This is a genomic window from Marinilactibacillus piezotolerans (genome assembly GCF_900114235.1).
GTDB classification, from domain to species: Bacteria; Bacillota; Bacilli; order Lactobacillales; family Carnobacteriaceae_A; genus Marinilactibacillus; species Marinilactibacillus piezotolerans.
Window position 1 is genome coordinate 1 of the sequence record NZ_FOSJ01000056.1, and the last position, 13,255, is coordinate 13,255.

A 13,255-nucleotide genomic window follows, 5' to 3' on the forward strand; every position below is an offset into this window, starting at 1 on the left:
ATTTAAGTTTGAATTTGTCTATGACAACACATTCCATACACTCTATGAACTGCAAGTTCAACTTATGGACTACGTCTATTGGTGGAATCATTTTCGCCCACATGGATCATTAAACTATGAATCTCCTATCGATTATCGAAAAAGTTGGGAACAGGAACAGGTTGAAATTAAAGTCTGCAAGTCCGTTGTCCATCAGCCGGTCAAAACTAGCCTTACATTCAGTTAAAGAGGTTGAAGTAAACTCAAACATCTTTTACACCTTATAATTTTTGTTCAAAAAAGTGTTGACATACCATGGTTTTGAGATTGTATACTATATAGGCATAGGCAGCTCGTTTTTACAGAGTATAATTAATACAACTAAAATTTAATAGATATAATTAGATTATATCTTATGTTTAAAAGAAGAATTGCATACAGAACTATGATAGAGTAATGTTAGAGTCAATAACATTTTCAAAATTAAACATACATGGTTCAAAGCAAATAAGCGGAGGGTTATGGTTTGGAAAAAATCTCGATATACCATACAAACGATATACATTCACATTTGATGAATTGGCCACGAACTGCGAAGTTTTTGAGAAGTGTTCGTTCTTTTCATGAGAATCAAAAAGAAGAAGTACTGATTTTTGATATTGGAGATGCCTGCGATAGAGTTCATCCGCTCACGGAAGCTACAAATGGTCAAGCGATTATAAGGCTATTGAATGATGCTCACTACGATGCCGTTACTATTGGAAATAATGAGGGAATTGGTAGTACTAAGTATCAGTTAAATCATCTATATAATGATGCTGATTTTAAAGTGATATTGTCAAACTTGACCGATAAAGAGACAAATTTAATACCTGAATGGGCTCTGCCTATTAAAATTTATAAAACGAAATCCGGATCAAAATTAGGAGTATTTGCATGCACAATTCCGTTAGCGGTAAGTTATGGACCTTTAGGATGGGACGTAGAGGATCCTTTTAAGACAATCGAAAGAATCTTAGAACAATATGATGGGATTGTTGACAACTGGATTTTACTAAGTCATCTTGGAATTGACTACGATAGAAAAATTGCAGAAAAATTTAGTGAATTAAATGTTATAATAGGAGCACATACTCACCATTTATTGCCCGAAGGAGAATACGTAAATGACTCACTTTTGGCAGGTGCAGGAAAATTTGGAGAATATATTGGACATATAAGTTTGGAAATAGAGAATCAGAAAATAATAAAAACTACTGCAGAAGTAATTGATGTTAAAAAAACAGTAAAATCTGTTAAAGACGAAAATATACTTGTACATCAGTATGCTCAGCTAGGACATGAACTATTACAGAAACAAAAAATTGCTGTTATACCTGAGACTCTGGAAGCAGACTGGAAACAGTGTACTAATTTTGTGAATATAGGTCTTGAAGCGTTATGCGATTATGCAGAAACAGATGCTGCTATTTTAAATTCTGGTCTATTCCTTCAACCAATCATACAAGGCAGTGTAACAAATGATGATCTTCACAGAGCCTTACCTCATCCTATGCGCTTATTAAAGTATACAGTAACTGGTAAACAGTTAAAAAAACTGATTAAATCCATGGAATCTCAGAGAGCGAGACTGGAACCACTACCGATAAAAGGATTAGGTTTCAGAGGCAAAATCTTTGGTAAACTTTGTTATAAAGGTATTCAAGTAACTGATAATCAAGAAATCAGATTTAATGGAAAGCCGATCAGAGAAGAAGATAACTATACCATTGCTTCAGTAGATCACTATTTATTTGTTCCATTTTTCCCTACAATTGGTGAAGAATCTGATTATCAAGTATTGTTTCCACATTTCTTAAGAGTAGTTATAGGAAATTATTTACAAAAAATATATCCGATAAAATAGAAAGACAAAAAGAAGGGGTCTTATGAGCGACACATTAAAAGAAGAAAACAAAGAAGTACAAAGTAAACCAGAAATTTCCAGCGACATGCTGGATCTGGATATTGTTGAAGACAATAAGTTAGTCAAAAAACTTGATCACGAAACACTTTCCTTGAATGGTGCTGCTTACAAAATTGTTGAAGAATATAGAGAAGCAATTGATTTTGAGATGATTGAAGCAAGATATACGGATTTTCTTGAAAAATATGATTATATCGTCGGAGACATATCTTATGATAAACTGAGATTAAGAGGTTTTTACTACTCGAAAAATAAAAAAGTACCGATTGATATGAGAATTTCTAGTTTGAAAGACTATTTGACTGAATATTGCAGTTTTGGTTGTGCTTATTTTGTGCTGGAACGATTAGAACCTAAGAAAAAACAGACTAGTCCTTCTAAGCGTAAAAGTAAACCAACCCAGAATAAAAAAAATACTCAAAATAAAAAGCAGAAAAATTTACGCAAATTTGATCAAGCAAAAAAACGAGAAGAAAAGAGCAAGCCAGAAAATAAAAAATTAAATAATGTTCAAAATAAGAAATCTTTCACAAAAATAGGAAGAAAACCTCAAGAAAATATAGATAAAAAAACTACTTCACAAACTGAAGAAAATAAAGTCAAAACTGTAAAAAATCAAAAAGGCGAAACTAAATTTAAAATACGCCAAAGAAATAAACCAGAATAGCTCTAAGTAAAAATAAATAAAACCAACATTACAGATTAGAAAGGCTAGTGTATGGAAGATAAGATTAAAGATTATAAAGGGTATTTAATTGATTTAGATGGGACAATGTATAAGGGGAATGAACCGATATCAGAAGCACCGGGTTTTATCAATCAGTTGAGAAAGGCAGAAAAGCCATTTTTATTCGTAACTAATAATTCTACTAGCAGTCCCAGAGAAGTAGCCAAGAAATTGAATGAACAATTTAACGTTGAAGCTTATGAAGAAGAAGTTTATACGAGTTCGCTGGCGACTGCAGACTATCTCAAGACATTGAGTGGTAAATCGGTTTATGTTGTAGGAGAAAAAGGATTGTTAGAAGCAGTTTTGAATGCTGGTTTTAAAATTGATGAAGAAAATCCTGATCACGTAGTGGTAGGACTAGATCGTGCACTCACTTATGAAAAATGTGAAAAAGCCACATTGGCCATTCAAAAAGGCGCAACTTTTGTAGCAACCAACAAAGATACAAATTTACCAACAGAACGTGGAATGGTACCTGGTGCCGGGTCTGTAGTGGCTTTAATAGAAAAGGCCACTAGAATTGTACCGACCTTTGTGGGGAAACCCGAAGCTATCATTATGGATGAAGCTATAAAGCGGATTGGATTCAAAAAAAATGAAGTATTGATGGTGGGGGATAACTACGAGACGGATATTCTTGCTGGAATCAATAATGAAGTGGATACATTACTTGTATATACTGGTTTTACAAAGGAAGAAGATATGAAAACAGTTATTGAGCAACCCACTTATGCAATTCAAACGTTGGCTGACTGGAGAATTGATCTATGACTAGAGTGAAAGATGTCTTAGGAATTGTCAGCATCTTTTTGTTGATTATAACACTGTCGATTGCTGTTACAATCTGGTTTGTACCTTTATACCAATTTACTATACAAACCCAGAACATCCCAGAAGTACTTGGATTGACTTATGATAAGTTAATGGATAATTACTATGTGCTTTTACAGTACTTGCATTTTCCGTGGATTCAGGAATTGAAGCTGCCTGATTTTACAAGTTCTGAAAGTGGATTGCTACATTTTTATGAAGTGAAGTTACTTTTTTATCTCAATTATAGTGTGTTATTCATCAGTCTTATCTCTACACTGTTTTATTTAAAATTTGTAAAAAGAGCCAGAAGAATCTGGGTTCTGATTAAGCCATTTTTTATTGCTTCTTTGATGCCACCAGTATTATTGCTGTTTTTAGCAGTTAATTTTGATAGAATGTTTGTCTCGTTTCATCAAATCTTTTTCAATAATGATGCTTGGCTGTTTAACCCTGCAACAGACCCGATTATTAATGCGTTACCACAGGACTTTTTTATGTACTGTTTTATTTTATTTTTCGTATTAATTGAAACTTCTTTCGTACTCGGATACCAGATAAGTAAAAAATGTGCATTTAATAAAGGGTAGGTAAAAATTTAAATAAAATAAAATTTTAGTCAAAAAAATAATCTTCTTAATATCTTAAAGAAAATGAGATATTATTTAAGATTGTTTTTTTTTATGGAAAAGCAAATAGAAAGAAATAATATATATCGGTTTATGGGGAGAGGCTTTTTGAAAGTAAATAGGACGAACTATCTTACATTTATTTTTAATGTACTCTCTTGGTCTATATCGAATTGCGTAAAAGCAGCATATATAAAGAAAGAGAATGGAGCGATTAATCCATTCTCTTTCTTCTTAAATGATTCATTATATCATTTGAGTTTTAATTATTTCATTATATCTGATATGCCTGGATCATCATGTGCTAAACGACTGGCAGCTGCTGCAGCAATTGCTCCAACGATATCATCCAAGAAAGTGTGTGTCTGGTCTTTATTTTGGTGATCGTCAAGTTTTGCAATTAATTTGGGTTTAGTTTTGTCTAAGAAGCCATAATTAGTGAATCCGATAGATCCATATACATTGACGATCGATAAGGCTAAAATCTCATCTATTCCATATAATCCCTCATCTTCTTGAATGATTTCCTGAAGTGGGCTGGAGAGTTTACCTTGTTCGCACAAGACGTCCAACTCAATCCCTGTAAGAATCGTATTTTGAACTTCTCTTTTCTTGATCACTGACCGAACATTTTCCAAGCAGATTTCCATAGAAATATCTGTTATATATGGTTTTTGAAGGTCATAAACTAATTCTGCTATTTCTTCTAGAGACACGCCTCGTTCTTTTAAGCGTTCCAGTGCTACTTTATGCAATTTTGAGCTAGATTGTACCATGTTTAAGTCCTCCTTGATATTTTTTTCTGTTTCAGAATTACTTGTCAAACGATAATTTAGTACTTTGATAAGGTTGAGCATGTTCTTTTGGACGAATGTAATGAATGGCATGATTGACTGCAGTAGGAGCTTCTCCAAAACCTGTAGCAATCAATTTAATTTTACCATCATAAGTACTAACATCGCCAGCAGCATAAATTCCTTCAACAGAAGTTTCCATTTTGTGATTGACTATAATTTCATTTCTATCTAATTCAATATTCCAATTCCTAAGCGGGCCTATCGAGGAACTGAAGCCGTAGTTGACAACAAAGAAATCAAGATCAATTGTTTTTGTTTCATCTCCCTTTGATTTCTTGAAAGTAACAGACTGAAGCTCTTCGTTTGTTCCATTCAACTTATAAGGAATATAAGGTGTCATTAGTTCAATCGATGAATTTTTAACTTGTTCTACTGAAGCTTCATGTGCTCTGAATTTATCTCTACGGTGAATCAGATAAACTTTATTAGCGATTGGTTCTAGTGTTAATGCCCAATCAACGGCAGAATCACCTCCGCCACAAACTGCAACAGTTTTGTCTTTATATTGTTCAAGGTTATTTACAATATACTGTAAGGATTGTTCCTCATATAATTCAGCATTTTCCACAGTTAATTTTCTAGGTTTGAATGCACCTTGTCCTGTGGTTACAATAACTGTCTTAGAATAGTGTTTACCTTTAGCCGTTCTTAGTTCAAAAATATCGTCATCCCGTTTGATGATTTCTTCTACTTGTTCTTCAAGACAAATCTGCTGATCAAAGAGATCCATTTGAGCTGTTAGTTCTTTGATCAATTCTTTTCCTGTAACTGCCGCATGTCCACCAATATCATAAATTTTTTTATCTGGATACAACAGAGCGACTTGTCCACCTAAGACGGGTAAAGTTTCAATCAATTTTGTTTTAGCATTTCTCATACCTGAGTAGAATGCTGAGAACATTCCCACAGGACCACCACCAATTATAGTGATGTCATATATTTCATTTTCGTTAACCAATTTAAATCCTCCATTAAACTAAATACATTTAATAAATTTACTAGTAGGCAATATGAATTAGGAAAGAAATCAGAATTCCAGATAAAATACCAAAAAATACTTCAATTGGTTTATGACCAAGAAATTCTTTTGAATGTCTATCGTCTTCGATTAATTCTTTAACGTTTTTGGTTCCTTCTTGTCCGATAGTAACAATTGTTTTTCGAATATTTTCTAAATCGGCAATCAGCTCATTAATTAAAATACCATGTTCACCACTTTGTCTTCTGACACCCATTGAATCGAAAATAACAATTACTCCAAATGTTGCGGCAATAGCAACTAAAGGGGAAGCAACTCCCTCTTCAATGGTCAAAGCAGTAATTAAGGCAGTAACACCAGCTGAATGGGAACTGGGCATACCACCAGTAGAAGTAATCAATGCTAATGAAGTAGGGCGACCTAATATAAATGCGACAGGAACTTTAATAAATTGAGTAATGATAATTGCACAGAGAGCAGCGATTAAAGGGTAATTACTGAAAAATGGCATAAACAATCTTCCTTTTTAAGTGATGCGTTTCTAATACTAATCATAACACGAAAAATAAAATTATTAATGGAAAACTTTTAACAGGAATTGAATATCTTTGGCAGATAAATCCTGTTGAATTATATGGAGACAAAAAGAGTTGGATTTTAAAATCGGAAAATGATTGATCGAACTTGTTTATGTAGAAAGAGGTTGGAAACGGGATCGATCTAAGGTAAAATGTTTATGATATCAAAAGGAGGAATTTATAAAATGAGTCAGTTTCCACAACTAGCAGAAAAGAATGAAGATACCCTAACAGCAACGATTAAAACCAACAAGGGAGATATTACAGTGCAGCTGTTTCCAGAGCACGCACCCAAAACAGTAGAAAATTTTACTGGACTAGCTGAAAAAGGCTATTATGATGGGGTTATTTTTCACCGGGTAATTCCGAATTTCATGATCCAAGGAGGAGATCCTACAGGAAGTGGAATGGGAGGAGAGAGCCTTTGGGGAGGAAATTTTGAAGATGAATTTTCACCAGAATTATTCAATTTAAACGGAGCTTTATCTATGGCCAATGCTGGACCAGGAACCAACTCTAGTCAATTTTTCATCGTCACAATGTCAGAACTTCCTGAACAAATGGTTTCACAACTTGAACAAGCAGGATTTCCTGAAGAAATCATTAATGCGTATAAACAAAATGGGGGTACCCCTTGGCTGGATCAGAAACATACGGTATTTGGCCATGTTATAGATGGCTATGAAGTAGCTGAAACGATTCAAAATGTCGAGCGTAATGCTATGGATAAACCAAACGAAGATGTAGTAATTGAAACAATTGAAGTTCACAGATAATCAGATTAACAGAATAGGTAGAGCGTAAGTCAGCTCTACCTTATTTCTCTACATAAAATTTATATAAGGGGTGGTTAAATGTTAGGAGCAATCGAAGCTGGCGGTACAAAATTTGTATGCGCTGTTAGCAATCGTTCATTAGAAATTCAGGATCGTGTTTCAATTCCGACAACAACGCCAGAAGAAACTTTGGAGAAAGTATTTTCTTTTTTTGATCAGTATGAATTAGAAGCAATGGGTATTGGTTCTTTTGGACCGATTGATGTAAACAAAGCCTCAAGTACTTATGGCTACATCACTACTACTCCTAAAACAGCATGGAAGAACACTGACTTTTTAGGGCAAATGAAAAATAGATATAATATACCAATAGGATGGACAACTGATGTAAATGCAGCAGCTCTTGGAGAACTAGAAAAAGGTGCTGCAAAAGGTAAATCATCCTGTGTTTATCTAACAGTTGGAACTGGAATTGGTGGAGGAGCTGTAGTGAATGGCGAGCCGCTTGAAGGGTTTGGACATCCAGAAATGGGACACGTGTTAGTTAGGATGCATCCGGATGATGACTTCGAAGGTATTTGTCCTTATCACAAAAATTGTTTAGAAGGGTTAGCTTCTGGACCCGCTCTTGAAAAAAGATATGGTGAAAAAGCTCAAAACTTAACAAACAAACAAAATGTTTGGGAAATACAAGCTTATTATTTGGCACAAGCTTTAATGAATTATACTTTGATTTTAAGCCCTGAGCGAATTATTCTTGGTGGAGGAGTTATGAAACAACAGCATTTATTCCCGCTAATTAGGAAAGAGTTTAACAGTTTAATGAAGGGTTACGTTAATACACCTGATTTAGATGAATATATTGTTTCTCCAGGTTTAGGAGACGATGCCGGAATTACAGGCAGTCTTATATTAGCGTTAAATGAATTAGATTAAAACAAAGTCACTTCCAAAAACAGGAAGTGACTTTTTAACTAATTTTTAACTGAATCAAATACTTTTTTGACTCTTTGTAGTCCCTCTTTGAGTACAGATCTTGGACAAGCGAAATTTAAGCGCATAAATTGCTGGCTAGAGTTACCATAAGCTATCCCTGCATTTAAAGCAATATCGCCTTTTTGTATGAATGTTTCTGTCAGTTTGTCACCTTCAATATGCAGACTAGAAGCATCAAACCAGAAAAGGTAAGTAGATTCTGGTTTCATATAAAATACTTCGGGTAACTCTTTGTCAAAAAACTCAATAACTAAATTGCGATTTTCTTCCAAATACTCCATAAGTTCTTTATGCCATTCTATACTTTTTGAAAATGCTGCTTCAGTAGCAACCATTCCAAACGTAGATATACTGTTTTGTTCAGTTTCGTGTTGTACGGTTTCTATTTTTCCTTTCAATTCATCATTGCAGACGATATAAAAAGCAAGTTTAACTCCTGCTAAGTTAAATGTTTTGCTGGCAGAGTGTAAAGTTACTACCCAGTTTTTATATTCTTCTTTTAAGGATATTGGAGAATAAATGGTAGAGTCAGTGTAAGTTAGATCACTGTGGATTTCATCACTGATTAAAATAACTTCGTATTGGATACAAAGATCGATTAATTGGATTAGTTCTTCCTTAGACCAGACACGTCCTCCGGGATTGTGCGGATTACTTAAAATAAACATTTTGATAGAGTGTTCTTTGAAAGACTTCTCAATATGGTCATAATCCATTTTGTATTGCCCATTTTCAATTATCAAGGGTGTACGGTATATTCTGCGATTATTTGATTGAACAACTGAAGAAAAAGGAGTATAAACAGGGTCATGAATCAGCACGCCATCATGTGGAGAAGTGAGAGCTTGAACACAAACGGCGATTGCGCCTACAACTCCTGGTGAGAATAAAATATTTTCCTTGTTGATATTCATCTGATGTCTTTCTTTTTGCCAGAGAATTATAGATTCGAATAAAGAATCAGACGGTAAAGCATAACCTAGAATTTGATCATCAATCAATTCATGCAATGCTTTCCTTATTTGATCAGAATTTTTAAAATCCATATCAGCTACCCACATTGGTAAAGCAGTAGCAGATCCAAATAGTTGTTCTCTAGCATCCCATTTGACACTGTTTGTCCCACTTCTGTCGATTATTTCGTCAAAATTTTGACTCATACATATCATCATCCTTTACTTTTTTTCATTATATCCTTGTTTAATAGTAATTTCTACAGAGGATTTAAATCTATCATTAATCATTTGAAAAAGTACCCTAGTTTCCCTACATCTACGTTTCATGCTATAATTAATTAGATAATAATAAAAAATACTCCATGACAGACAGAGAGGTGATTTCGTGGATTATAAAATTGGAAATCGTGTGCGCGGTATTGTTACAGGCATACAACCGTATGGAGTATTTGTTGCATTAGATGATGAAACACAAGGTCTTGTTCATATTTCTGAATTAAAGCATGGATTTATAAAAGAAATAGAAGATATAGTCAATATAGGTGATGAAGTGGATGTCATCATCATGGATATTGATGAATATAGTAAAAAAATTAGTCTTTCAATGAGAGGTCTTCACAGACCAAAATATCATCCGTTTTCAAATAAAAAAAAGAATCCTAGGTATGGACGTCGAACTGGAACTGAATTTGAATCGATCAGAAAACAGCTTCCTGTGTGGATTGACGAAGCACTTCGAGAAATCGAAAAAAATGAACAACATAGTTGATAGCAGTTTAAAAGTTCCAATACTTTAAAAACTGTATACTGTTTAGATAGCTGGATATTCTCTTTTCATAGTAGAAGCTTCTTAATATCCAGATTGATGAATGACTGGTAAGACTACGAGAGGTGTAAAATTTGATAGCAAAAAATCGTTATGTAGCATGTACAGTTTTAGTAAAAGATGAAGATGATAGATTTGTATTTTTAGTAAAAAAAGAAGCAGAAGGATTTTCTTTTCCTGCTACAGAAGTTTTGCCAAGGAAAACCGGGTTGGCTTGTATTATTGATCGAATGAAAGAAGTACTCTTATTAGATGTTGAAAAACTTGAGTTAAATGAGCTCACGAACGCAGTAGTAGCAAATCACCGCGTTCCGCTATTTGTGTTCAACTATGAAGATGAACAAATTAAAAGTCCAATGGAGTTGTTACCAGAAGATAGTGAACTTACTTGGGAACATTCAGAGAAAATTACTAAAACCTTAAAAGATTGGGAAATATCTGGAGTTCCACAGTTTTTATTGATTTAAAAAATGAAAACAAGGGAGATCTTTTTACCTACCTCTTGTTTTTTGTAGGACAAATCATTTAAAATAAGTAATGAAAGATACCAAAAACATGGAGGTTAGAACACAAATGGCTCACATTTCATTTGATTATTCAAAAGTACTAAATCGTTTTATCGGAAAAGAAGAACTGGGAAATATGCAAGCTCAAGTTTCAACAGCTGACGACACGCTTAGAAATGGTACTGGAGTAGGCAGTGATTTTCTTGGATGGGTTGATTTACCTACTGCTTATAACAAAGATGAATTTGCCCGCATAAAAAAAGCAGCTCAAAAGATTAAATCTGATTCAGAAATCCTAATTGTTATTGGAATAGGTGGATCATACTTGGGTGCTAAGGCAGCAATCGATTTCCTTAATCACTCGTTCTACAATGAATTAAGTTCAGATAAAAGAGATACTCCACAAATTTTCTTTGCAGGAAATAGTATCAGTTCAACTTATTTAGCTGATTTAATTGAATTGATAGGAGATAAAGATTTCTCTGTAAACGTCATTTCTAAATCAGGAACAACTACCGAACCAGCAATTGCTTTTCGTGTATTTAAAAATCTACTTAATGAAAAATATGGAGAAGAAGAAGCAAAAACTCGTATTTTTGCTACAACAGATAAAGAAAAAGGAGCATTAAAATCACTTGCTGATGCAGAAGGATATGAAACCTTTGTTATCCCTGATGACGTTGGAGGACGTTTTTCTGTACTTACAGCTGTAGGGTTACTGCCAATTGCAGTTAGTGGCGGAAACTTAGACGAGTTAATGAGAGGTGCAGCAGATGCAGCAAGTTTTTATACTAAAGCAGATTTATCTGAAAACGAAGCTTACCAATATGCTGCATTAAGAAATGTTTTGTACCGCAAAGGTTATTCTACAGAACTATTGATTAACTATGAACCAAATCTACAATATTTCTCTGAATGGTGGAAACAATTGTTTGGCGAATCAGAAGGAAAAGACCAACGTGGAATTTATCCTTCAAGTGCAAACTTTTCAACTGATTTGCACTCATTAGGTCAATATATCCAAGAAGGTAGACGTAATTTATTTGAAACAGTTATCAAAATTGATAATCCTACTAAAACAGTAAAAATCCCTTCAGATTCAGAAGATTTAGATGGACTAGGCTATTTAGAAGGGAAAGAAATTGATTTTGTTAATACTAAAGCTTTTCAAGGTACGTTATTGGCACACACTGATGGGAATGTTCCAAATTTTGTCTTAACAATTCCTGATACAAGTGCTTATACTCTTGGGTATCTATTTTATTTCTTTGAAATATCTGTAGCGATTTCAGGTTATCTGAATAGTGTCAATCCTTTTGATCAACCAGGCGTTGAAGCGTATAAGAAAAACATGTTCGCGCTTTTAGGAAAACCAGGATTTGAGGAATTAGCTAAAGAATTAAATGATCGTCTTTAGAATTAATTAACTAACTATATAGTAAAAAACCTCTAGCAGGAAAATACTTCTTGCGGAGGTTTTCTACTATATATATTTATATTGGAAAGGTGAGAAATCAAAATGTCTAAACAGATAGTGGTGAATACAGCTCAGATAGAAGAGTATCAAAAAGTGATGGAGATTTTAACGGATACAGCGAAATGGTTGAATGAAAAAGGTTCTACACAATGGAATGACTTGTTATCCGGAGAAGATGTTCACAATACTAAAAAGGCGATCGAAAAAGAAGAAGTTTACTTAGTTAGTCAACAAGATCTAATAATTGGGATGTTTGTGCTTTGGGAAAATCAGAGTCAATGGGATCAGATTTTATGGGGGACAGAACCAGTCAATGATATCTGCTATTTACATAGAGTAGCATTGACAAAAGGGGCGCATGGAAGAAAGGTTGGTATTCAATTGATTAATGCAGCTCTTAGTACTGCAAAGCAAAACAATAAAAATAAAGTGAGATTAGATTGTTTAGCTGATAATCAATATTTGAATCAACTATACAAAAATGCCGGATTTCAGTTAAAGGCAGCTGGAAAGACGGCAAACGAGTTTAATAGTAACCTTTATAATTTATATGAAAAATCTCTTTAAAATAACTACTTAAATAGAGATTTCATGATTAAAAAGAAAAAACCAATCATTTTTTAGAATATTTCTATTGACCAGACCTCGATAACATGATAAAGTATATCTTGTCGCTTGTGAGTAACGAATAGATGTCAAAAGCAGTATGAAAAAATGTGCTTGACACAATTACACACAAGATGATATACTATTACAAGTCGAGTAAGTTAACGCTTCCAACGTTGAGCTGGATGGATATTGTTACGAAAAAGTTTTTAAAAAGCAGTTGACATCAAATCGACAACATGGTATGATATAAAAGTTGCTGACAAACAAGGCAACGACTTATAAAGTAGTAGATCTTTGAAAACTGAACAAAGTAAAAACAACCAAATGTGCAGGGGTCTTCGATTCTTTATTGGATCAAGACAACTATCGGATGAACAAGGTTCATCCACAATTAATATAATGAGCTTTTCAAACTTAAAACGAGAGTTTGATCCTGGCTCAGGACGAACGCTGGCGGTATGCCTAATACATGCAAGTCGAACGATGAAATTCTCTGCTTGCAGAGAATGGATTAGTGGCGAACGGGTGAGTAACACGTGGGTAACCTGCCCATAAGAGGGGGATAACATTCGGAAACGGAT

General features: G+C 34.0%; 15 protein-coding genes and 1 rRNA gene. 12 read left to right on the forward strand and 4 right to left on the reverse strand.

Annotated elements, in window-relative coordinates:
• The 5 genes from BM212_RS12960 to BM212_RS10465 all read left to right on the forward strand — a co-directional run.
• The coding region (locus tag BM212_RS12960) for an IS3 family transposase (protein ID WP_143744943.1) at positions 1-226 on the forward strand (226 nt) is incomplete at its 5' end.
• Between the two features lie 279 nt (positions 227-505).
• Complete coding sequence (locus BM212_RS10450) at positions 506-1,885, forward strand: bifunctional metallophosphatase/5'-nucleotidase (protein WP_091898468.1); 1,380 nt, start codon at positions 506-508, stop codon at positions 1,883-1,885.
• A 22-nt stretch (positions 1,886-1,907) separates the two neighbouring features.
• The gene (locus tag BM212_RS10455) at positions 1,908-2,612 is read left to right on the forward strand and encodes a YutD family protein (RefSeq protein WP_091898470.1); all 705 of its coding nucleotides are present in this window, start codon (positions 1,908-1,910) and stop codon (positions 2,610-2,612) included.
• A gap of 51 nt (positions 2,613-2,663) precedes the next feature.
• Complete coding sequence (locus tag BM212_RS10460; RefSeq protein ID WP_091898472.1) at positions 2,664-3,446, forward strand: TIGR01457 family HAD-type hydrolase; 783 nt, start codon at positions 2,664-2,666, stop codon at positions 3,444-3,446.
• Positions 3,443-4,075 (forward strand): TIGR01906 family membrane protein, encoded by a 633-nt coding sequence (locus BM212_RS10465; protein ID WP_091898474.1) that lies wholly within the window; start codon positions 3,443-3,445, stop codon positions 4,073-4,075. The genes BM212_RS10460 and BM212_RS10465 overlap by 4 nt, the downstream gene beginning before the upstream one ends.
• A 305-nt stretch (positions 4,076-4,380) precedes the next feature.
• Here BM212_RS10465 and BM212_RS10470 read toward each other — a convergent pair whose 3' ends face one another.
• Genes BM212_RS10470 through BM212_RS10480 form a run of 3 tightly spaced genes read right to left on the reverse strand, consistent with a single transcriptional unit; the run spans position 4,381 to position 6,461 of the window.
• The gene (locus tag BM212_RS10470) at positions 4,381-4,890 is read right to left on the reverse strand and encodes a phosphatidylglycerophosphatase A family protein (protein ID WP_072694369.1); all 510 of its coding nucleotides are present in this window, start codon (positions 4,888-4,890) and stop codon (positions 4,381-4,383) included.
• Between the two features lie 37 nt (positions 4,891-4,927).
• Positions 4,928-5,929: an NAD(P)/FAD-dependent oxidoreductase gene (locus BM212_RS10475; RefSeq protein WP_072694370.1), complete on the reverse strand. Its 1,002-nt coding sequence runs from the start codon at positions 5,927-5,929 to the stop codon at positions 4,928-4,930.
• 40 nt (positions 5,930-5,969) lie between these two features.
• Positions 5,970-6,461: a divergent PAP2 family protein gene (locus tag BM212_RS10480; RefSeq protein WP_072694371.1), complete on the reverse strand. Its 492-nt coding sequence runs from the start codon at positions 6,459-6,461 to the stop codon at positions 5,970-5,972.
• A gap of 252 nt (positions 6,462-6,713) precedes the next feature.
• On the opposite strand from BM212_RS10480, the gene BM212_RS10485 reads away from it, so the two are divergent.
• Together BM212_RS10485 and BM212_RS10490 are read left to right on the forward strand one after the other, a co-directional pair.
• The gene (locus tag BM212_RS10485; RefSeq protein ID WP_091898476.1) at positions 6,714-7,304 is read left to right on the forward strand and encodes a peptidylprolyl isomerase; all 591 of its coding nucleotides are present in this window, start codon (positions 6,714-6,716) and stop codon (positions 7,302-7,304) included.
• Between the two features lie 78 nt (positions 7,305-7,382).
• Complete coding sequence (locus BM212_RS10490) at positions 7,383-8,240, forward strand: ROK family protein (RefSeq protein ID WP_091898478.1); 858 nt, start codon at positions 7,383-7,385, stop codon at positions 8,238-8,240.
• 38 nt (positions 8,241-8,278) lie between these two features.
• Here the strand turns inward: BM212_RS10490 and BM212_RS10495 are convergent, their stop codons facing one another.
• Positions 8,279-9,460 (reverse strand): MalY/PatB family protein, encoded by a 1,182-nt coding sequence (locus BM212_RS10495; RefSeq protein WP_091898480.1) that lies wholly within the window; start codon positions 9,458-9,460, stop codon positions 8,279-8,281.
• Between the two features lie 181 nt (positions 9,461-9,641).
• Here BM212_RS10495 and BM212_RS10500 point away from each other — a divergent pair, with 181 nt between their 5' ends.
• The 5 genes from BM212_RS10500 to BM212_RS10520 form a co-directional block, all read left to right on the forward strand.
• On the forward strand, positions 9,642-10,025 hold the full coding sequence (locus BM212_RS10500; RefSeq protein ID WP_091898482.1) for a CvfD/Ygs/GSP13 family RNA-binding post-transcriptional regulator: 384 nt from the start codon (positions 9,642-9,644) through the stop codon (positions 10,023-10,025).
• A gap of 131 nt (positions 10,026-10,156) precedes the next feature.
• Positions 10,157-10,549, forward strand: coding sequence for a hypothetical protein (locus tag BM212_RS10505; protein ID WP_232226854.1), 393 nt, complete (start codon positions 10,157-10,159; stop codon positions 10,547-10,549).
• A 106-nt stretch (positions 10,550-10,655) separates the two neighbouring features.
• Positions 10,656-12,005: a glucose-6-phosphate isomerase gene (locus tag BM212_RS10510; RefSeq protein WP_091898484.1), complete on the forward strand. Its 1,350-nt coding sequence runs from the start codon at positions 10,656-10,658 to the stop codon at positions 12,003-12,005.
• Positions 12,006-12,107: 102 nt separating this feature from the next.
• Positions 12,108-12,632 carry a GNAT family N-acetyltransferase gene (locus BM212_RS10515; RefSeq protein ID WP_091898486.1) on the forward strand — a complete coding sequence of 175 codons (525 nt, stop codon included), beginning with the start codon at positions 12,108-12,110 and terminating at the stop codon, positions 12,630-12,632.
• 457 nt (positions 12,633-13,089) lie between these two features.
• Positions 13,090-13,255, forward strand: a 16S ribosomal RNA gene (locus BM212_RS10520); the annotation flags it as partial.

Coding starts and splice junctions, on each gene's coding strand:
- BM212_RS10455 (WP_091898470.1), top strand. CDS start 1,908: ATGAGCGACACATTAAAAGAAGAAAACAAAGAAGTACAAAGTAAACCA.
- BM212_RS10460 (WP_091898472.1), top strand. CDS start 2,664: ATGGAAGATAAGATTAAAGATTATAAAGGGTATTTAATTGATTTAGAT.
- BM212_RS10465 (WP_091898474.1), top strand. CDS start 3,443: ATGACTAGAGTGAAAGATGTCTTAGGAATTGTCAGCATCTTTTTGTTG.
- BM212_RS10470 (WP_072694369.1), bottom strand. CDS start 4,890: ATGGTACAATCTAGCTCAAAATTGCATAAAGTAGCACTGGAACGCTTA.
- BM212_RS10480 (WP_072694371.1), bottom strand. CDS start 6,461: ATGCCATTTTTCAGTAATTACCCTTTAATCGCTGCTCTCTGTGCAATT.
- BM212_RS10485 (WP_091898476.1), top strand. CDS start 6,714: ATGAGTCAGTTTCCACAACTAGCAGAAAAGAATGAAGATACCCTAACA.
- BM212_RS10490 (WP_091898478.1), top strand. CDS start 7,383: ATGTTAGGAGCAATCGAAGCTGGCGGTACAAAATTTGTATGCGCTGTT.
- BM212_RS10495 (WP_091898480.1), bottom strand. CDS start 9,460: ATGAGTCAAAATTTTGACGAAATAATCGACAGAAGTGGGACAAACAGT.
- BM212_RS10510 (WP_091898484.1), top strand. CDS start 10,656: ATGGCTCACATTTCATTTGATTATTCAAAAGTACTAAATCGTTTTATC.
- BM212_RS10515 (WP_091898486.1), top strand. CDS start 12,108: ATGTCTAAACAGATAGTGGTGAATACAGCTCAGATAGAAGAGTATCAA.